At 34.0% G+C, this 19,602-nt stretch carries 21 protein-coding genes and 3 tRNA genes; 12 read left to right on the top strand and 12 right to left on the bottom strand.

Annotated elements, in window-relative coordinates; genetic code table 11:
- Positions 1–51: 51 nt before the first annotated feature.
- On the bottom strand, positions 52–351 hold the full coding sequence (locus EV697_RS06700) for a YfcZ/YiiS family protein (protein WP_132023942.1): 300 nt from the start codon (positions 349–351) through the stop codon (positions 52–54).
- A gap of 242 nt (positions 352–593) precedes the next feature.
- On the opposite strand from EV697_RS06700, the gene EV697_RS06695 reads away from it, so the two are divergent.
- The 4 genes from EV697_RS06695 (at position 594) to EV697_RS06680 (ending at position 4,032) form a co-directional block, all read left to right on the top strand.
- The gene (locus EV697_RS06695) at positions 594–1,940 is read left to right on the top strand and encodes a porin (protein WP_132023940.1); all 1,347 of its coding nucleotides are present in this window, start codon (positions 594–596) and stop codon (positions 1,938–1,940) included.
- Between the two features lie 62 nt (positions 1,941–2,002).
- Positions 2,003–2,548, top strand: coding sequence for a methylated-DNA--[protein]-cysteine S-methyltransferase (locus EV697_RS06690; RefSeq protein WP_132023938.1), 546 nt, complete (start codon positions 2,003–2,005; stop codon positions 2,546–2,548).
- 13 nt (positions 2,549–2,561) lie between these two features.
- Positions 2,562–3,227 carry a DNA mismatch repair endonuclease MutH gene (gene mutH / locus EV697_RS06685; RefSeq protein WP_132023936.1) on the top strand — a complete coding sequence of 222 codons (666 nt, stop codon included), beginning with the start codon at positions 2,562–2,564 and terminating at the stop codon, positions 3,225–3,227.
- A 67-nt stretch (positions 3,228–3,294) separates the two neighbouring features.
- Positions 3,295–4,032: a TerC family protein gene (locus EV697_RS06680; protein ID WP_132023934.1), complete on the top strand. Its 738-nt coding sequence runs from the start codon at positions 3,295–3,297 to the stop codon at positions 4,030–4,032.
- A 45-nt stretch (positions 4,033–4,077) separates the two neighbouring features.
- Here the strand turns inward: EV697_RS06680 and EV697_RS06675 are convergent, their stop codons facing one another.
- A complete protein-coding gene (locus EV697_RS06675; RefSeq protein ID WP_132023932.1) occupies positions 4,078–4,551 on the bottom strand; it encodes a surface-adhesin E family protein in 474 nt (157 codons plus the stop codon).
- Positions 4,552–4,786: 235 nt separating this feature from the next.
- Here EV697_RS06675 and purM point away from each other — a divergent pair, with 235 nt between their 5' ends.
- Both purM and purN read left to right on the top strand, forming a co-directional pair.
- Positions 4,787–5,824: a phosphoribosylformylglycinamidine cyclo-ligase gene (gene purM / locus EV697_RS06670; RefSeq protein WP_132023930.1), complete on the top strand. Its 1,038-nt coding sequence runs from the start codon at positions 4,787–4,789 to the stop codon at positions 5,822–5,824.
- On the top strand, positions 5,824–6,465 hold the full coding sequence (gene purN, locus EV697_RS06665) for a phosphoribosylglycinamide formyltransferase (RefSeq protein ID WP_132023928.1): 642 nt from the start codon (positions 5,824–5,826) through the stop codon (positions 6,463–6,465). The genes purM and purN overlap by 1 nt, the downstream gene beginning before the upstream one ends.
- Before the next feature lie 281 nt (positions 6,466–6,746).
- Here purN and EV697_RS06660 read toward each other — a convergent pair.
- The 7 genes from EV697_RS06660 to EV697_RS06630 all read right to left on the bottom strand — a co-directional run bounded on the left by EV697_RS06660 (position 6,747) and on the right by EV697_RS06630 (position 11,191).
- Positions 6,747–6,823: transfer RNA gene (locus tag EV697_RS06660), tRNA-Arg, on the bottom strand.
- 72 nt (positions 6,824–6,895) lie between these two features.
- Positions 6,896–6,972: transfer RNA gene (locus tag EV697_RS06655), tRNA-Arg, on the bottom strand.
- A 10-nt stretch (positions 6,973–6,982) separates the two neighbouring features.
- Positions 6,983–7,075 (bottom strand) — tRNA-Ser (locus tag EV697_RS06650).
- Between the two features lie 112 nt (positions 7,076–7,187).
- Positions 7,188–9,212: a DNA helicase Rep gene (gene rep, locus EV697_RS06645; RefSeq protein WP_132023926.1), complete on the bottom strand. Its 2,025-nt coding sequence runs from the start codon at positions 9,210–9,212 to the stop codon at positions 7,188–7,190.
- A 6-nt stretch (positions 9,213–9,218) separates the two neighbouring features.
- A complete protein-coding gene (locus EV697_RS06640; RefSeq protein ID WP_132023924.1) occupies positions 9,219–9,452 on the bottom strand; it encodes a YceK/YidQ family lipoprotein in 234 nt (77 codons plus the stop codon).
- Between the two features lie 14 nt (positions 9,453–9,466).
- Positions 9,467–10,318, bottom strand: a complete 852-nt coding sequence (gene ygfZ / locus EV697_RS06635) for a CAF17-like 4Fe-4S cluster assembly/insertion protein YgfZ (protein ID WP_132023922.1) — start codon at positions 10,316–10,318, stop codon at positions 9,467–9,469.
- 9 nt (positions 10,319–10,327) lie between these two features.
- A complete protein-coding gene (locus EV697_RS06630) occupies positions 10,328–11,191 on the bottom strand; it encodes a YicC/YloC family endoribonuclease (RefSeq protein WP_132023920.1) in 864 nt (287 codons plus the stop codon).
- A gap of 141 nt (positions 11,192–11,332) precedes the next feature.
- Here EV697_RS06630 and rph point away from each other — a divergent pair, with 141 nt between their 5' ends.
- The 4 genes from rph to dusC all read left to right on the top strand — a co-directional run bounded on the left by rph (position 11,333) and on the right by dusC (position 14,701).
- Positions 11,333–12,055, top strand: coding sequence for a ribonuclease PH (rph, locus tag EV697_RS06625; protein WP_132023918.1), 723 nt, complete (start codon positions 11,333–11,335; stop codon positions 12,053–12,055).
- 18 nt (positions 12,056–12,073) lie between these two features.
- Positions 12,074–12,715, top strand: coding sequence for an orotate phosphoribosyltransferase (gene pyrE / locus EV697_RS06620; protein ID WP_132023916.1), 642 nt, complete (start codon positions 12,074–12,076; stop codon positions 12,713–12,715).
- A 114-nt stretch (positions 12,716–12,829) separates the two neighbouring features.
- Complete coding sequence (gene djlA, locus EV697_RS06615; RefSeq protein WP_132023914.1) at positions 12,830–13,684, top strand: co-chaperone DjlA; 855 nt, start codon at positions 12,830–12,832, stop codon at positions 13,682–13,684.
- A gap of 66 nt (positions 13,685–13,750) precedes the next feature.
- Entirely contained in the window at positions 13,751–14,701 is a 951-nt protein-coding gene (gene dusC / locus EV697_RS06610; protein WP_132023912.1) for a tRNA dihydrouridine(16) synthase DusC, read from the top strand.
- Positions 14,702–14,719: 18 nt separating this feature from the next.
- Here dusC and dtd read toward each other — a convergent pair whose 3' ends face one another.
- Genes dtd through EV697_RS06595 form a run of 3 tightly spaced genes read right to left on the bottom strand, consistent with a single transcriptional unit; the run spans position 14,720 to position 16,478 of the window.
- Positions 14,720–15,154: a D-aminoacyl-tRNA deacylase gene (gene dtd / locus EV697_RS06605; protein ID WP_132023910.1), complete on the bottom strand. Its 435-nt coding sequence runs from the start codon at positions 15,152–15,154 to the stop codon at positions 14,720–14,722.
- Entirely contained in the window at positions 15,151–16,017 is an 867-nt protein-coding gene (locus EV697_RS06600; protein ID WP_132023908.1) for a virulence factor BrkB family protein, read from the bottom strand. The genes dtd and EV697_RS06600 overlap by 4 nt, the downstream gene beginning before the upstream one ends.
- Positions 15,993–16,478: a YchJ family protein gene (locus tag EV697_RS06595; protein WP_236824062.1), complete on the bottom strand. Its 486-nt coding sequence runs from the start codon at positions 16,476–16,478 to the stop codon at positions 15,993–15,995. The genes EV697_RS06600 and EV697_RS06595 overlap by 25 nt, the downstream gene beginning before the upstream one ends.
- Before the next feature lie 125 nt (positions 16,479–16,603).
- Here EV697_RS06595 and EV697_RS06590 point away from each other — a divergent pair, with 125 nt between their 5' ends.
- Both EV697_RS06590 and EV697_RS06585 read left to right on the top strand, forming a co-directional pair.
- Entirely contained in the window at positions 16,604–18,103 is a 1,500-nt protein-coding gene (locus EV697_RS06590; RefSeq protein ID WP_132023904.1) for a helicase HerA-like C-terminal domain-containing protein, read from the top strand.
- Between the two features lie 256 nt (positions 18,104–18,359).
- A complete protein-coding gene (locus EV697_RS06585; protein ID WP_132023902.1) occupies positions 18,360–19,601 on the top strand; it encodes a serine/threonine transporter in 1,242 nt (413 codons plus the stop codon).
- The last annotated feature ends 1 nt before the right edge of the window (position 19,602 follow it).

The following is a 19,602-nucleotide window of genomic DNA, read 5'->3' as shown; positions in this document are numbered from 1 at the left end:
AAATACCGCACTTTAACCATAAAAGTGCGGTATTTTTTATCAATAGAATAATTATCTTGTCGATAATTGAAAAATCATCGTTTCAGCTTGACAGCTAAACGTAAAACTGGCTTTTAAATTATATTCATTATCCACTTGTGAAATATGACTTACTATTTCACAAGGTTCACTTGCTGCATTTTTCGCTTTTTGTGTTAAATAAGCCAAAGCCTCTTTTGCTTGTTCTTCTGTTTGATAATTTTGAGAAAAATCTACTGTAAGATCGGTATTATCAATAACTGTCCCTACATCAACACAACAACAAGCCTGTACTTCTTCTGCTTTACATTGTAATTCTGTTTCTTTTGTCATTTTTTTGTCCTTTATTATCAAATCATTGTATTTAACGATGTTATAAAAATTAACAATATTCTACCACTATTTTATCTCTCACAAAATCACATTGCTCGAATAAACTTTTACAGATGAGAAAAACTACTATTTACTGGTCGGAACACTTACCTATTTAGCCTATTTAATTTGCTCAATAAGAATAGTTTCTTTACAATCCCTACAAACTTTAACCACATAAATAAAATCTAAAGGCTTCTAATATGAGAAAAACTCATACGTTCGTAAAAACTTTAATTTCTTCTGTGCTATTAATTAGTGCAGGCGAAGCATCCGCAGCAGCATTCCAATTAGCTGAAATATCAACTGTAGGTCTAGGTAGAGCTTATTCTGGCGATGCGGCTAATGCCGAAAATGCCGCAGTGGTTGCAACCAATCCAGCACTAATGAGTTTATTTAATAGACCTGAAATTTCTATTGGTGCTATTTATATTGATCCTAAAGTTGACATTAAAGGTAAAATAGGTCCATTTGATGCTTCACATAAGGATATTGCGCCAAATGCTATTGCACCTAATTTTTATGCGGTATATCCAATAAATGATAAATTTGCATTAGGTTCTGGGGTTAATGTTAATTATGGTTTAGCTACTGATTTTGATAAAGATTATAATGCTGGATTTTTTGGTGGAAAAACTCACTTAAAAACCATTAATTTTAATGTAAGTGGTTCATATCGTGTTTTAGATAATTTAACATTTGGTTTAGGTGTTAATGCTATTTATGCAGATGCACAAATTGAAAGACATAAAGGACTTGTTGAACTATCCTATTATAAAAAAGCACAAACACTTCAACAAATGGCTCAAGCTACCAATGATCCTGCTACTAGAGCAATTATGGCTAAAGAAGCATTAATGACTAAAAACGCAGCTGATGCTTTAAGTACATTACCTAAATCAACTGTATTAAGAAGATTAGAAGGCAAAAAATGGGGATTGGGCTGGAATGCTGGTTTAGTTTATGAATTTAATAAAAACAACCGTGTAGGGTTAGCTTACCATTCACAAGTAAATATTAAATTTAACGGTCAATATTCTGATGAATTACCTGCTGGTTTATCTCAAGTAAATCAAGCTGGCTCATTAACACTTCCTTTACCAGCTTATTTAGAGTTTTCTGGTTATCACAAAATGACCGATAAATTTGCTGTTCATTATAGTGTTAAACAAACTTTTTGGAGTAAATTTAAAGAGTTAAAAGCCGTTGGAAACACAAATAACGTCTTATTCCAAAAAACAGAAAAGTTTAAAGATAGTCTTAAAATTGCTTTAGGGGCTACCTATGATGTTAATGAGGTATTAACTCTACGCACAGGTATTGCTTATGATGAAAGCGCTGCAAATGATCATAAAACAATTTCTATTCCAGATACCGATCGTACTTGGTATAGTATTGGTGCAACTTATAAAGTTACACCGAATTTAGATGTAGATTTGGCTTACGCCTATGTTAAAGGTCAAAAAAATACCTTTAAAGAAGAAGGAATTCCTTTCTCCTCCACTGCAAAAGTCAATATTTATGGACTAAATGTTAACTATCGTTTCTAATTTTTTTAAAATATAAGATAATAAAGCCTATCTTTGATAGGCTTTTTCTTTTTAGGTATATTATGAATAATATTTATTATTGCTATTTTTCCTCTCCCGTTGGTAAATTACTAATGCTTGCAAAAAATAATTGTCTTATTCATCTGAATTTTGATAAAGAGAAAATGACTTGTTATCCCAATTGGATTTTAAATGATAATTTACCAATATTTAAAAAAACAGCAGAAGCTTTAACTCGCTATTTTAATGGAGAGAAAGAAACCTTTGCCAATATAGAAATTAATTATGCACAAGGAACTGAATTTCAGCGTTCTGTTTGGAATGCATTAAGAAAAATTGCCTATGGGGATATATCAAGTTATGGTGAATTAGCTGCTATTATTAATAATCCGAAAGCAGTCAGAGCTGTGGGTGGTGCGGTAGGTCGAAATCCAGTTAGTATTATCATTCCCTGCCATCGAATTTTAGGTAAAAATAGAGAATTAACGGGATTTGGAGGCGGATTGGCTGTTAAACGATACTTATTGTCCCTTGAAAAAATTAACTACAAAGACAAAGGGGTTGAAGAAGTTAAACCAAAGTTCCTAAAAAAATACCGCACTTTATAATTTAAAGGCATTTATGACCCCAAAAACAGAACAAGAGCTTTTATTTCGTGCTAAATCTTTAGCAGGATTAACTTTTTCCGAGCTGGCTAAAGAATTATCAATCCCTGTCCCCGAAAATTTAACAAGAGACAAAGGTTGGGTAGGTACATTACTCGAAACTGCTCTAGGTGCAAATGCTGGTAGCAAACCAGAACAAGATTTTCAACATCTCGGCATTGAATTAAAAACCATTCCGGTCAATTCTCAAGGTAAGCCTTTAGAAACAACATTTGTCTGCCTTGCCCCATTAACACAAAACTCTGGAGTAAGCTGGGAATCTAGTCACGTAAAAAATAAATTAAAGAAAGTATTATGGATACCTGTCGAAGGAGAACGCCATATTCCACTAGCAAAACGCCATATTGGTTACCCTATTTTATGGGAACCCAGCCTACAACAAGAACAACGCTTAAAAAGGGACTGGGAAGAATTAATGGAATATATTACCTTAGGAAAACTCACCTTAATTAATGCTAAATTAGGTGAGGTGTTACAGCTTCGTCCCAAAGGAGCAAATAGCCGTTCTACCACAAAAGGCATTGATCAATATGGTCAGATTATTGACACATTACCTTTAGGTTTTTATTTACGGAAAGAATTTACTGCGGATATTCTAAATAATTTTTTATATGAAAAATAATGAGATGTAATTATATATTTAGAGTAAAATTACTATTAACTTGAACGACTGACTATTAGGAAATATTATGTTTGAATGGCTCACTAATCCAGAAGCCTGGATCGCATTATTAACATTAACATCATTAGAAATTGTATTAGGCATTGATAATATTATTTTTATCAGTATTCTCGTAGGCAGATTACCTTTACAGCAAAGGCAATCTGGAAGACTTATTGGCTTAGGTCTTGCAATGGCAATGCGAATTTTATTACTACTCTCTTTATCTTGGTTAATGAAATTAACAACCCCTCTCTTTATTATTTTACAAAATGAAATTTCAGGTAGAGATTTAATTTTATTAATTGGCGGATTATTTTTAGTTGCTAAAAGTACCAGTGAAATTCATCATTCTATGAGTAATGAAGAGGATTTAGAAGAGCATAATAAAACCAAAGCCAACTTTCTATCTGTATTAGTACAAATTGCTATTTTAGATATTGTTTTCTCATTGGATTCCGTCATTACCGCCGTTGGAATGGCGGATGAAATAGAAGTAATGATTATTGCTATTATTTTAGCAGTTGGAGTTATGATGGTCGCATCTAAATCGATTGGTGAATTCGTTGAAAATCATCCGACATTAAAAGTCTTGGCTCTTTCTTTCCTCATTTTAGTCGGTGTTGCATTACTCGGAGAGGGATTAGATTTCCATATTCCAAAAGGCTATATTTATTTTGCAATGAGCTTTTCTGTTATTGTTGAAATGTTAAATATAAAAATTCGCAAACGCAGAACCTTGAAAAATAACTTAAACATAAAATAAATCGTCATTAAATCAAAGGGAAATTATGATTTCCCTTTTCACTGATTACCATACTCGATCAAGTTTTTTACAAAAAGCCTGCTTAATAGCATAAAGCGCGGTTCCTTTTTTCAGAGTTATTGAATCTTCAACTATTTTTTTAGTATTTCCCTTGATTGGTAATTCTCCCCAAAAATCCATAAAATATTGATTAGCATTTTTTTGTATTAAACGATTACTTTCACAATTTAATACCTTTTGTCTTACTATAGACTTTGCATATATATTAGGATCATCGAACGAAACAAATGCCCCCTTATCTAAATTTTCAACAAGATTTAAATGGACTAAATGCTGATTTTTATCATCAATTTTTATTGAATGAATATCAACATAATCTTGATATTCACGAGATAATTTTATATAACCAGACTTTATTAATGTAGGACGTACAAGATCGACACTTAAAGGTGGTGTTTTTTTAGGAGAAGAACAAGCAATCAGACTAAAAGTAACTACAAATAAAATAATCTTTTTCATCTAACTTTCTCCTGATTTCTATTACTACTTCAATATGTTATGTTTTAGATCTAACACTACCGTTCTATATTCTAATCTTTCTTTTTGATAAAATAACATATATTTCAGCCTTAGAAAATAATAATATTAATGAAGACATAATCTCAATGCATAAAAGTATTCGCAAACGATTGCTGAGGCGTGTTACAATAACAACAGTTTATTTATTCAATTTGTTTAATAGGATAGTGAAACCGTGACTAAACAATCATTAAGTTATAAAGATGCTGGTGTGGATATTAATGCAGGAAATGCTTTAGTAGATAGAATTAAATCAGACGTCAAAAGTACTACTCGTCCAGAAGTTATTGGTGGATTAGGGGGATTTGGTGCCTTATGCGCCTTACCAAGCAAATATAAAGAACCTATTTTAGTATCAGGAACAGATGGTGTTGGGACTAAATTACGTCTAGCTATTGATTTAAATAAACATAATACTATCGGTATTGATTTGGTAGCGATGTGCGTTAATGATTTAGTTGTTCAAGGTGCAGAGCCCCTTTTCTTTTTAGATTATTATGCAACGGGCAAGCTTGATGTTGATGTCGCTGCTAGTGTGATTAAAGGCATCGCAGATGGCTGTAAACAATCTGGTTGTGCATTAGTTGGTGGTGAAACCGCAGAAATGCCGGGAATGTACCATTCTGGTGATTATGATTTAGCTGGTTTTTGTGTCGGAGTAGTAGAAAAATCAGATATCATCGATGGAAGTAAAGTCAAAGTTGGTGATGCGTTAATCGCCTTAGGATCAAGTGGCCCACATTCTAATGGTTATTCTTTGATTCGTAAGGTTATTGAGGTTTCTGGTATCAACCCAGCAGAAACACAACTTGATGGAAAACCATTTGCAGATCAAGTATTAGCCCCTACAAAAATTTATGTAAAATCACTTTTACAATTAATTAAACATACTAATGTACATGCGATTTGTCACTTAACTGGTGGTGGTTTCTGGGAAAATATTCCAAGAGTATTACCTCATTCTGTGAAAGCCGTTATTGATGAGAGTACTTGGCAGTGGCAACCTATTTTTAAATGGCTACAAGAACAAGGTAATATCGATAAACATGAAATGTATCGTACCTTTAACTGTGGTGTAGGAATGATTATTGCATTACCAAAAGAAGACGTAGATACTGCTCTAGCATTGTTAAATCAAGCTGGAGAAAAAGCTTGGTTGATTGGACAAATTGAGCAAGCCCAAGAAAATGAACAACAAGTAGTTATCAAATAATGGCAAAGAAAATTGTCGTTTTAATCTCTGGTCAAGGACTCACATTGCAGTCCTTGATTGATGCTTGTCATTCTGATCAAATTGATGGGCAGATTTGTTCTGTTATCAGCAATAAAGCTGATGTACTAGGTATAGAAAGAGCAAAACAAGCAAATATCCCTACGCAAGTTTTTTTACGTAACCACTACAATACAAATCTTGAAATGGATATGGCAATTGCTGATTATATAAATAATTGTAATGCTGACTTAATTGTCCTAGCTGGCTATATGAAGATCTTAACCCCTGAATTCACAAGAATGTTCAAAGGGAAAATTTTAAATATTCATCCTTCTCTATTACCTAAATATCCAGGATTAAACACTTATCAACAAGCTCTCAATGCTGGCGATAAAGAACACGGAACAACAGTGCATTTTGTTAATGAAGAAGTTGATGGTGGAGCGATCATTCTACAAGCAAAAGTACCAATTTTTGATAATGATGAAATCCCTGATATTGAACAACGTGTAAAAACCCAAGAGCAGCTTATCTATCCGATGGTAGTCAAATGGTTTGTTGATGGACGTTTATCACTTATTGATGATAAAGCCTATTTAGATGGTAACTTATTACCTGTAAATGGCTATGCAATGGATTAGAAGACATACCAAATAACCTTGGTTCGACTTATAAAATAGTACTTATTCAAAGTACTATTATTTTTGGTAACGAATTTGAATACTATGAATAAATGTAATTTTTTCAAAAATAATTTTGCTATTCTCGTTGCAATAAATAAGCAAAATCAAGTCTCATAAATTGACAAATATTTAGTTTAGATATACCTACCAAAAAAACCAATCCAGTCTAAAAATAAAAAAATTCGATGTGATAAAAGAAAAGATATAATAACAAATAAAATCAGATATGAGGAATTAAATGGCGCACCCGAGAGGATTCGAACCTCTGACCGCTCGGTTCGTAGCCGAGTACTCTATCCAGCTGAGCTACGGGTGCAGATTTAATTTACAAACCAGTTAATTTATTCAATTAGTTTTCACTCACATTTTATTATAGAGCCTAATAAAATGGCGCACCCGAGAGGATTCGAACCTCTGACCGCTCGGTTCGTAGCCGAGTACTCTATCCAGCTGAGCTACGGGTGCATCAAATAAATGGCGGTGAGAGAGGGATTCGAACCCTCGATGGAGTTTTTGACCCCATACTCCCTTAGCAGGGGAGCGCCTTCAGCCTCTCGGCCATCTCACCGTTTCTTACGGTTTGTGGGCGGTATGATACTTTTTTCTGAAAATAAGTCAATTCCTTTTTAAGAAAAAATATTTGTTTGAATACTTTATCTACAAAAACTTTTCCTGAAAGACTAACTTCCCTGCTTTCCCTGTAAAATAGCCCTTAAACTTGCAAATCCAGTATTAAGTTCCTGTTGTCGCTGTTCTTCATTTATTGTTACCTTATCTCTCTCCCAGACAATATCATCTGCGGGTAATTCCAATAAGAAACGACTAGGTTCTGGTCTTAATAGTTCACCAAATTGACGACGCTCTTTGCAAAGTGAAAAAGTTAAAGATTGCTGTGCCCTTGTGATCCCTACATAAGCTAAACGCCGTTCTTCTTCTACATTATCTTCATCAATCGTTGTTTGGTGAGGCAAAATATTTTCTTCCATTCCAATAATAAACACATAAGGGAATTCTAAGCCTTTAGATGCGTGTAATGTCATTAATTGCACTTGATCGCTGTCTTCATCATCTTCACCACGCTCTAACATCTCTCGTAAGGTTAAACGCGCAATTATTTGGTTTAATGTCATCGGCTCATTAAAATCATCTCCTTTTAACATATCAGCAATCCATTCAAATAATGTAGAAACATTCTTTGCCTGCATTTCCGCAGCACGAGGACTATTTGCATATTCATAAAGATATTCTTCATAATGCAGTTGTGATAACATTCTCCGAATAACATTCAGGGGATCGCCACGTAGCAATTCATCACTAAGTTCAACAATCCAACGAGCAAAATTTTGTAACGCCGTATAGGCTTTTGGCGTTACATTTTGGATTAATTCAAAATCAAAAATAGCCTCAAATAAGCTAATATGTTTTGTTTGAGCTAACTCACCAACTTTCTTTAACGTTACAGTACCTATTTCTCTTTTTGGCGTATTAATAATGCGTAATAATGCTGCATCATCATCTTGATTAATTAATACGCGTAAATAAGCCATCATATCCTTAACTTCTACCCTTGCAAAAAATGATGTTCCACCAGAAATTTTATAAGGAATACGATTTTGCATCAGAATTTTTTCAAATAATCTCGACTGATGATTACTACGATATAAAATAGCATAGTCACGATACTTTGTTTTTCTCATAAAGCGATGAGAAATTAACTCTCCCACTACTTTTTCAGCTTCGTGTTCTTCATTCTTTGCTTCAAGCACTTGTAATTTCTCACCTTGATCTAAAGTGGAAAATAACTTTTTATCAAAAACATGATCATTATTGGCGATAAGAATATTGGCACAATGTAAAATCCGCTGGCTTGAACGATAATTTTGTTCTAATTTAATCACATTCAGATTAGGGAAATCATTTTTCAAACGAACCATATTTTGTGGTCTTGCTCCACGCCAAGAATAGATAGATTGATCATCATCACCTACCACTGTAAAATCGGCTTGCTCCCCTACTAATAATTTAATTAATTCATACTGGCTCGTATTGGTATCTTGATATTCATCAACTAACAAATAACGGATTTTCTGTTGCCATTTTGACCGCACTTCTTCATTTTGTTTAAAAAGTAAAGTAGGTAACATAATTAAATCATCAAAATCTAACGCATTATACGCTCGCATTTGATGAAAATAACGCTCATAACATTTTGCAAAGGTTTGCTGTTTCTGATCCCGAACGATAGCTTGAGCCTGTTTAGGTTGAATTAAATCATTCTTCCAATTTGAAATAGTTGCCACTAGCTCTCTGAGTAAATCCTTATCTTCTTTTAAATAATCTGCCGTTAATTCCTTTAATAAGCCGATTTGATCATATTCATCAAACAAAGTTATGTTAGATTTAAATCCTAAATGCTTATATTCTCGTTTAATAATATCAAAACCAAGAGTGTGGAAAGTTGAAACAATCAAGCCACGGCTATTTTCCTTACCAATGGAATGAGCAACACGCTCTTTCATTTCTCTAGCAGCTTTATTAGTAAAAGTAACAGCAGCAATATGTTTTGGTAAGTAATGTTTCACATTAATTAAATAAGCAATTTTATTAATAATTACCCGAGTTTTACCAGAGCCTGCACCAGCTAAAACTAAACAAGGACCAGTTACATATTCTACGGCTTGTTGCTGTTGTGAATTTAATTTCATCGTTTATTAGTTTTCTTCTTCTGAAAGTGCATAAGGTAATAATGCTGTATCTAAGATAAAAGAAAGTGGCAAATCTAAAAGTGGTAACCCCCACTTCTGTGCCATTTTCCAATCATATTGCGTTCCCGCATAAGCATAATATTTATCAGTAGGATCCACTAGCTTAACTAGCGTACCGCACCCAGATAACCATAAAAGTGCGGTCAAAATTAAAATTATTTTTTGTATTTTGTTAAGCATTCAGATCCAAATTGTTATAATTCATAAGGTAGTGTAACGCCTGTTAATTCTTTATGACTTTCAGCTAATCGGAAAACCATATTATTTTCTAGTTGATTATTCATTACCACTTGTAACCATAAAACACCGTCAAAATTAACTGTATTTAAGATAAACCCAGTCTTACGCCACCCACTTTCTAATTGCATTTCTATTTCAGTGCCGATTTGTGGCTGTTCTGTCGTTATCGCAGAGAAAACAAACATTGCCCGTTTATTAATACCTCGATATTTTGCTCGAGCAACAATTTCTTGCCCAATATAACAACCTTTTTGAAAAGAAATCGCTTCTTCAATAACTTGTAAATTCAGTGCCTGTGGAATAAATTCATTTTGAGCTTCCACCGAAAAAATCGGCAATCCAGCTTGAATATCTAGCTTATCCCAATAAATAAAATCTTGTTCAAATTCAATAGTAAGTATCTGTTCACTTACTAATATAGCTCGATTGTCCCCTATCTCAATAGTAAAATTAGCCGAAATCTGACCGCACTTGTGATTAAGATCATCTTGATTATTTGCCACAATCCCGATCAGTTGCCAATTTAATTCATTGAAGGTAACTTTAGAAAATACCGCATATTTTTTTAGCTGAGTAAGTGCAAAAGGAATTAAATTTTTTCTTATCACAACATAAAATTGTTGCTCCCCTACTTTATAAAGACGAAATAATGAATTTACTTTTCCCTTAGGATCACAATGAGCAGTCAACGTAGAGCTACCTATCACTAATTTATTCACATCCGTAGTCAGTTGCCCTTGTAGGTATTTTTGTGCATCTTCGCCAGATATTGAAATCAAACTATATTGTTCAAGCTGAATAAACATATTCTATCCTTATTCTAAATTTTGAATTTGTTCACGCATTTGTTCAATTAATACTTTTAGTTCAACGGCGGAAGCGGTAACCTCTGCATTAATTGATTTTGAGGCTAATGTATTACTTTCTCGATTCAGTTCTTGCATCATAAAATCGAGTTTACGTCCGACAGCACCACCTTTTTTCAAAATTGCACGAATTTCTTTAACGTGTAGCTGTAAACGATCTAGTTCTTCGGCAACATCTAAGCGTTGTGCCATTAATACCATTTCTTGCTCAATACGTTGTGGATCGGCTTGTATTTGTAAATCATCAAAACGTTGTTGAATACGCTCACGTTGCCATTGAATAATCTCAGGCATTTGTTTCCGCACTTTTTGCTGTTCCACATCAATGCCATCAAGGCGTTGTACAATAATATCCTGTAATTTTTCCCCTTCTCTTGCTCGCATTGTAATAAAATCATTAAGAAGATCATCAAATCCAACTAATAAATCTTGGCTAATTACATCAAGATCTTGCTCTGGTGTTTCTACAACACCGGGATAACGTAACACATCTGTTAAGCTAATTTCTCCTTCGCCTGCTTGCTGTTTAATCCATTGTAAAGATTGAATAACTTGGTTTGCCAATTCTTTATTCACATTTAGCTCTGTAATAGTCTGCTTTTTATTATCTAAACGTAAACTACATTCAATTTTACCTCTTGTGAGTTTTTGACGTAATTTCTCACGCAAGGTATTCTCTAATCCTCGAAACTGTTCAGGCAAACGAAAAAAGTTTTCTAAATAACGTTGGTTAACAGAGCGGATTTCCCATACTGCATCGCCCCACTCTTTTTTTATTTCTATACGAGCGAATGCGGTCATACTATAAATCATAAAAACTCCCTTAATATTTCAATATGATTATTACTAATAAGTAGTAATAAATAATTTAGTATTGTACTGTTAAATTTCGTTTCTGTCAGTTTGCGTGTTAAAATGGACATCATTTTTTGAGTAAATTATAAAGGAATACTTATGCGACCAAATGCAAGAGCAATAAATCAACCTCGCACAATTAATATTACACGTCATTACACTAAACACGCTGAAGGTTCTGTACTTGTTGAATTTGGTGATACGAAAGTAATTTGTACCGCCTCAATTGAGGAAAGTGTTCCACGTTTTCTAAAAGGGCAAGGCAAAGGCTGGGTTACTGCCGAATATGGTATGTTGCCACGTTCAACTCACAGTCGTATGCAAAGAGAGTCTGCAAAAGGCAAACAAAGTGGGCGAACAATGGAAATTCAACGCTTAATTGCTCGTTCATTACGTGCAATGATCGACTTAGAAAAACTAGGGGAAAATACGATTACTTTAGACTGCGATGTTATCCAAGCTGATGGTGGTACAAGAACTGCTTCAATTACGGGTGCTTGTGTGGCATTGATTGATGCTATAAATGTTTTACTTGAAAAAGGAACCTTAAAAACTAACCCAATCAAAGGATTAGTGGCCGCTATTTCAGTCGGCATTGTAGAGGGTGAAGCGATTTGTGATTTAGAATATGTAGAAGATAGTATCGCAGAAACTGATATGAATGTGGTAATGATGGAAGATGGCAGAATGATCGAGGTACAAGGTACTGCCGAGGGCGAACCATTTAGTCATCAAGAATTATTAACATTACTAGAGTTAGCAAAACAAGGTTGTGAACAAATTTTTGTAGCACAACGTGAAGCATTAAAAAGTGAAAAGTAAGAGATAGGTGAAATAATTATGCAAGCATATAAATCAGAATTTATTCGATTTGCATTAAGTAGAAATGTACTTAAATTTGGTGAATTTACGTTAAAATCAGGGCGTAAAAGTCCTTATTTTTTCAATGCTGGATTATTTAATACTGGTGCAGATTTAGCTCGTTTAGGCGAGTTTTATGCAAAAGCTATTCATTCCAGTTCATTAGATTATGATGTAATCTTTGGACCTGCCTACAAGGGTATCCCTATTGGTACGACGGTTTCTGTGGCACTATTTAATTTATTTAACTTAGATAAACCAGTTTGCTTTAACCGTAAAGAAACAAAAGATCACGGAGAAGGTGGCAATTTAATTGGTAGTCAATTACAAGGTAAAATATTGTTGGTTGATGATGTCATTACAGCGGGAACTGCTATTCGAGAAGCGATGGATTTAATTCAAGCTAACAATGCCCAACTCAGTGCGGTAGTCATTGCTTTAAATCGGAAAGAAAAAGGGAAAACAGAACTATCCGCTATTCAAGAAGTAGAGCGTGATTACCAATGCAATGTGTTATCTATTATTGATTTCGATGATCTAATGCAGTTTATTGAGCAAGATAATCATTATCAGCAATATTTACCTGCAATGAGAGCTTATCGAGAGCAATACGGTATATAGAATAAATGAAAAGTGCGGGCAGATTTTATGAATTTTTTCATAAATTGATGTTCTAATAAAGTTGTAAAAATTTTACAAAAAACGACCGTACTTTGAGAAAAATTGGAGAATAGAATGAGTTTTATTGGCAAGATACTTGGGTTTATCGTTGGCTGGCGATTTGGTGGTTTTTTTGGTGCAATTTTAGGAGCGTTTTTAGGTCATTTAGGTGATAAAAAAATCTATGAAATGGGTCGTGTTAACTCGAGCTTTTTCAAAAATAAAATTACACGCCAAGAATTGTTTACCCAAACAACTTTTGCGGTACTGGGACATTTAAGTAAATCAAAAGGCCGCATTACTGAAGATGATATAGCACTTGCCACTAATTTAATGAAGCAAATGAATTTAGATGATGCAGGGCGAAAATCAGCACAAGATGCCTTTAATCGTGGCAAACAGGTTGATTTTCCATTACGCAAAGTTATCCAAGAATTCCGTATTGGTTGCGGACAACGAGCCGATCTATTAAGAATGTTTTTAACTGTGCAAGTTAAAGCCGCTTTTTTAGATGATGAACTACACGAAAATGAAAAAGAAGTACTTTATGTTGTTGCAGAAGGATTAGGACTATCAAGATTTCAATTTGAACAAATGCTTGCAATGGAGTTTGCTGCTCGTCAATTTTCTCAAGGTGGTTTCTATCAACAACAATCTGGTGGGCATTATCAACAAGGAAACTATCAAGGACATAGCTATCAACGCTCATCAGGACCAACTCTTGAAGATGCTTATAAAGTATTAGGTGTTTCTGCAACAGATGATCGCCAAACAGTAAAACGAGCTTATCGCCGTTTAATGAATGAAAATCATCCTGATAAACTAGTATCTAAAGGATTACCAAAAGAAATGCTTGAAATGGCAAAAGAAAAAGCACAACAAATCCAATCGGCTTATGATCTAATTTGCAAGGCAAAAGGCTGGAAATAATTACTCACTAATTTTTTCTAAGGCGAACGTTAAGTTCGCCTATTTTATGATATCAACAGGTGTACAATGCGCGTTATCTTAGCCCCAATGCAAGGAGTTTTAGATCCTTTTGTTCGACAATTACTCACAGAAATTAATGATTATGATCTTTGTATTTCTGAATTTGTACGTGTCGTTGATCAATTGTTACCAGAAAAAACCTTTTACCGACTTTGTCCGGAACTATTCAATAATGGCTATACTGTTTCTGGCACACCAGTAAGAGTACAACTACTAGGACAATATCCTCAATGGCTTGCTGAAAATGCTAATCGAGCTATACAATTAGGTTCTCACGGAATTGACTTAAATTGCGGTTGCCCCTCAAAAACCGTTAATGGTAGTAATGGCGGAGCATCATTATTAAAACAGCCAGAATTAATTTATCAAGCCACAAAAGCACTACGTCAAACCGTCCCACAAACATTACCCGTTAGCGTAAAAGTGAGATTGGGCTGGGATAATACAAATCAGGCTTTTGAAATTGCCGATGCGGTGCAACAAGGCGGAGCAACAGAAATTACGATTCACGGAAGAACAAAAGCAGATGGTTACCGTGCTGATCGTATTAATTGGCAAAAAATTGCCGAAGTAGCAAAGAAGCTTACTATTCCTGTCATTGCGAATGGTGAAATTTGGAATTGGCAAGATGCACAAGATTGTTTATCTATAACAAATTGTACTGATTTAATGGTCGCCCGTGGGGCATTAAACACGCCTAATTTAAGCTATATGATTAAAAATAATGTGGATAAATTAGATTGGAAAACAGGTGTTATGCCAATGTTATATAAATATGCTTATGTAGAAAATGAATATGATTCAGGTTTTTATCATATAGCTAGAATAAAACAATGGTTACAGTTTTTGAAAAAAGCGTACCCAGAAGCAACCGCACTTTTTGACTATATCAAAACCACTAAAACAACAGAGGAATTACGTTTAAAGTTTCAAAATTTTAGCCATAATCAAAAATAATATTTACTTGACCCAATCCTAAATTTTTAACCAGAAAGTAACAGGTCCATCATTGACTAAAGTCACTTGCATATCTGCCGCAAATTGTCCTGTCGCGACCTTAACTTTTTCTGCACATTTTTTTGAAAAATACTCATATAGTTCATTAGCTAAATCGGGGCTTGCACCTTTAGAAAAACTTGGACGTAAGCCTTTTTCTGTGTCAGCAGCCAAAGTAAATTGCGAAACAACAAGTACTTCGCCACGTACTTGTTGTACATTTAAATTCATTTTGTCATTTTCATCAGCGAAAATACGATAATTCAGTACTTTCTCAGCTAATTTAGCTGCTTTCTGTTGATTATCTTCTTTTTCTACCCCTAATAAAACCAATAAGCCTTGATTGATTTCGCCAATAGTAACATTATCTACATCAACTTTTGCTTGACTAACACGCTGAATAAGAGCAATCATTTTCCTTCCTTAATATCCATCAATTCTAATTCACCCGACTTCACTAAACGGAAATCAGATAATACCGCAGATAATTGTGCGCCCAATAATATTGCTATCCAGCTTAATTGTAACCAAATTAACATTATCGGTAAGGTCGCCATTACACCATAAATTAATTGGTAAGAAGGAAAATGCGTAATATACCAAGCAAACCCTTGTTTACCCAGTGTAAAAAACATAGCAGCGATTAATGCGCCTGCCGCAGAATGAGTAACTTTAACTCGTTTATTCGGCACAACCATATAAATTACCGTAAAAATAAACCAAGTAAGGAAAAATGGAGCAAGACTTAATAATTTTAAGCCAAACGGTAAAGAAACATTCGTTTCCAATATCTCACTTGCAACCGCAGTAACATAAGCACTTACGGCAATACTGGTACCAATAATCACGGGACCTAAAGTTAAAATCAGCCAATAAATCGCAAAAGAAAAAAGAGGTGGTCGAGTAGTACTATCTTGCCAAATGGAATTTAAAGTACGATCAATAGAATTAATCAACATTAAGGCTACAGCAATTAAACTGACGATACCAACTGCACTCATTTTTTTAGAATTCTCTACAAACTGATCGATATATGAACCAACCAATTCACTTGCTGATGGCGCAAAGTTAGAAAAAATAAAGTTTTTCACTTCGCCTGTTACTTCATTAAAAACGGGAAATGCCGAGAAAATGGAAAAAATAACCATAATAAGTGGCACAAGCGCTAACATCGTACTATAAGTTAAATAACCAGCCGCTTGAGTGAGTTTATTCTGGCTAAAACGATACCAAAAAATTTTTAAAAATAAGCTTAATTGGCTAAATAAAACTGCCATAACATTTCTCCACAACAAGATTTAAATTTTTTACCCGATCCACAAATACAAGGTTTCTTCATTGTCGGTAAATTAACTGTCGGATCGGCAAAATACCAAACATCATTAATTCTAACAAAAAGCGATTTCTCATGATGAATATGTAAATTTTCATTCTGAATAAAAAATGCTTTAAATTCAACCGCACTATGATTAGAGGTTAATTTATCAATATATTCCACTATTTCTAAGCCTTGCCACTTTGCTGACAATGACCATTGTGTTAATGCCTCAATATCTAACAAAGGCTGTTGACTTGGAATAGTTGTTGCAACGATATAATCAATATTATTTATTACAAAAGCAGAATAACGAGAACGCATTAATTGTTCTGCATTTTTAGCTCGTATTTGATAACTATGTAATAAACCACAACAATCTTGATATTGTTTTCCATATTGACAGGGACAAAGTGCGGTCATTTTTTCTCCTTTTCTTATCGTGAAAGATAATAGCATTTTATTAGCTTATCAAAAAATATAAATTTTGACCTTCGGTTATTTTTTACTTATTATTCCAATAATTATTTATAAATAAGGGATAAATTATGCAATATTCATTCGCACAAAATGAACAAGGACAAGTTTTTGGAATTACTGCAAAAATGGCGAATCGTCACGGATTAATTGCTGGAGCAACAGGAACAGGAAAGACAGTTACCCTGAGAAAAATGGCAGAATTTTTTAGTGATGATGGTGTACCTGTTTTTTTAGTTGATGTAAAAGGTGATTTATCTGGCTTAGTAAAAGAAGGAGAGCTAACAGGTAAAGTCGGCGAACGTGTAGAACAATTAAATCTTGGTGGGGGATCTTATTTAGATAGCTATCCTGTATCATTTTGGGATGTTTTTGGTGAGTCCGGTATTCCGCTACGTACCACTATTTCAGAAATGGGACCATTACTACTCTCCCGCCTATTAAATCTAAATGACGTTCAAGAGGGATTATTAAATCTAGTATTCCGAGTTGCTGACGATAAAGGATTATTACTCATTGACTTAAAAGATTTGCGAGCAATGTTGCAATATGTAGCAGATAACGCTAAAACTTTTCGTTTAAAATATGGCAATGTTTCGGCAGCCAGTGTTGGGGCAATTCAACGTGCATTATTAGTTCTAGAAAATGAAGGAGCTGCTCATTTATTCGGAGAACCAGCACTTAATCTAGAAGATTGGCTACAAACTCGTGATGGTCGAGGCGTAATAAATATCTTAAATTCTGAAAAATTAATTAATTCCTCAAAAATGTATAGTGCATTTTTACTTTGGTTGATGGCTGAATTATTTGAGAATTTACCTGAAGTAGGCGATCCTGAAAAGCCTAAATTTGTAATGTTCTTTGATGAAGCGCATCTACTATTCGATGGTGCTCCATCCGTCTTAGTTGAAAAAATAGAACAAGTTATTCGTTTAATTCGTTCTAAAGGTGTGGGTATTTATTTTGTTACTCAAAATCCATTAGATTTACCTGATACGGTTTTAGGACAATTAGGAAATCGCGTACAACACGCACTAAGAGCATTTACGCCAAGAGATAGAAAAGCCGTTAAAGCAGCAGCAGAAACATTTAGATCTAACCCAAAAGTTGATGTTGTTGAAACTATTTCAAACTTGGGCGTTGGACAAGCATTAGTTTCATTTTTAGATGAAAAGGGAATGCCATCTCCTGTTGAGATAGCTTATATTTATCCACCAAAAAGCCAGCTAAAACCATTAACAACTGAACAACGTGATAATTGGGTAAAAAATGATGATATTTACCCTTATTATGCTAAATATATTGATAATGAATCAGCTTTTGAAATATTACAAAAACAAGCTGATCTGGAAGCGGTCGCAGAAAAGCAAGCAGAGCAAGCCGTTGAACAGGAAGATCAAGGTATTATGGGTAGCTTAAGTCGTATGCTTTTTGGTAAGAAAAAACGAGGAGAACAGCTTAGTGCCACAGAACAAATGGTTAGCAGTGTATCAAAGGCAGTAGGACGCAACATTCGTAATCAAATTGCAAGACAAATTGTTCGTGGTGTTTTAGGAGCGTTTAAGAAATAATGTAAAAATAAATTCATATCATTACCGCACTCAATAAAGTGCGGTATTTTTTTATTAATTTTTAATAAAAAATTGGATCTATATCATAAAACAACTAAATATTTATTTACTCCATTTGAAATTTTAAAAAGATAGTCATATTATGCGCCACGAAATTTATAATATTTTATACTGCAATGTATTAAATATATCTATAAATTATACTGATAACTGACTAAATTAAATTTTTTTATACTTATTTTAAGGGGTACATAAGATGACTCATTCACAAAAAACAAAATGGAATAAATTCGATCTACTTTGGTCATTAAACTTATTCGGCACAGCAGTTGGTGCTGGAGTACTTTTTTTACCAATTAATGCAGGTAAAGGTGGGTTTTGGCCACTAATAATTATGGCTATCTTAGTTGGACCGATGACCTTTTTTGCTCATAGAGCGTTATCTCGATTTGTTCTCTCGTCATCTAAACCTGGTAGCGATATTACCGAAGTAGTCGAAGAACATTTTGGTAAAACAGCAGGAAAATTAATCACATTATTGTACTTTTTTGCTATCTTTCCTATTTTGTTAATCTATGGCAATGGAATTACAAATACCGTTGATTCATTTGTAGTTCATCAACTAGGTATGCCATCACCTAATCGTGCAATTCTAGCTCTAATTTTAATTACATCACTTATTTCTGTTATGCTGATGAATGAAAAAATTATGTTAAAAATTACAGAATTACTTGTTTACCCCTTAGTGTTTATTCTATTAGCACTCTCTATTTACTTAATCCCTGAATGGAGCTTTGCTTCATTAAATGAAATGCCTACAATGACCAGCTTATTAAGTACGTTATGGATAACTATCCCTGTTTTAGTATTTTCATTTAACCACTCTCCAGCAATTTCCTCTTTTTCTCAATCTCAACAACATCAATATCAAGAAAAAGAACTCGCCGAATTGCATGCAAGTAAGACCTTAAAAGGAACGTCAACATTATTGTTAGTCTTTGTTATGTTCTTTGTGTTTAGTTGTGTATTAACATTAACACCAGCAGAATTAGCAGCGGCAAAAACACAAAATATTAGTATCCTGTCTTTCCTAGCAAATAAGTTTGATAATCCATACATTTCTTATCTTGGACCACTTGTTGCATTCCTTGCAATAACGAGTTCTTTCTTTGGTCATTATTTAGGGGCGAGAGAAGGCTTAGAAGGGCTATATATAAAAATAACTGGTAATAAACAAGTTAATCATAAGAAATTACATTACGGAGCTGCCATTTTCTTTTTAGTAACACTCTGGGGAGTGGCGATTATTAACCCAAGTATTCTCGGTTTAATTGAATCACTTGGTGGACCAATTATTGCAACGATTTTATTTATTATGCCTATGTATGCTATCCGAAAAATCCCAGCAATGAAAAAATATCAAGGTAAATTTAGCAATGTTTTTGTTACAATTATGGGGATTATTGCGATTTCTGCCGTTATTTACGGTTTATTCTAAT

Source organism: Bisgaardia hudsonensis (assembly GCF_004345785.1).
Lineage (GTDB): Bacteria > Pseudomonadota > Gammaproteobacteria > Enterobacterales > Pasteurellaceae > Bisgaardia > Bisgaardia hudsonensis.
The sequence above is the reverse complement of the archived record's forward strand: the minus strand, read 5'-3'. Positions and strand labels throughout refer to the sequence as shown.